This is a genomic window from Schumannella sp. 10F1B-5-1, from assembly GCF_006517535.1.
In the GTDB taxonomy this organism is placed as follows: Bacteria; Actinomycetota; Actinomycetes; order Actinomycetales; family Microbacteriaceae; genus Schumannella.
In genome coordinates this window covers 1-209 of the sequence record NZ_VHQH01000090.1, presented here as the reverse complement: position 1 = coordinate 209, position 209 = coordinate 1, and the positions used below count along the sequence as shown (strand labels likewise).

Below are 209 nucleotides of genomic sequence, written 5' to 3'. Positions count from 1 at the left end.
GCCGAGCTGCTGGGCGAAGAGCGACAGCCGCAGCTCCTCGAGCATCCAGCGCACCGGAACCAGCCGCGCGGGGGTCGTGGTCGTCAGGGGGAGCTCGCCTCCCGCCGCCCGGTAGAGGCCGACCGCTTCCTCCACCTGGGTCTGCCAGGCGCGGTCGCGTCCGGGGTTGTCGGCCAGCTTCTCGGCCCGGAACCGGATGCCCGCCAGGT

General features: G+C 74.2%; 1 protein-coding gene. It reads right to left on the bottom strand.

Translation table 11 applies throughout. The features are described 5' to 3' along the window. Positions 1-209 (bottom strand): DUF3418 domain-containing protein (locus FJ658_RS15080; RefSeq protein ID WP_141146213.1); only part of this gene is annotated, 209 nt, incomplete at both ends.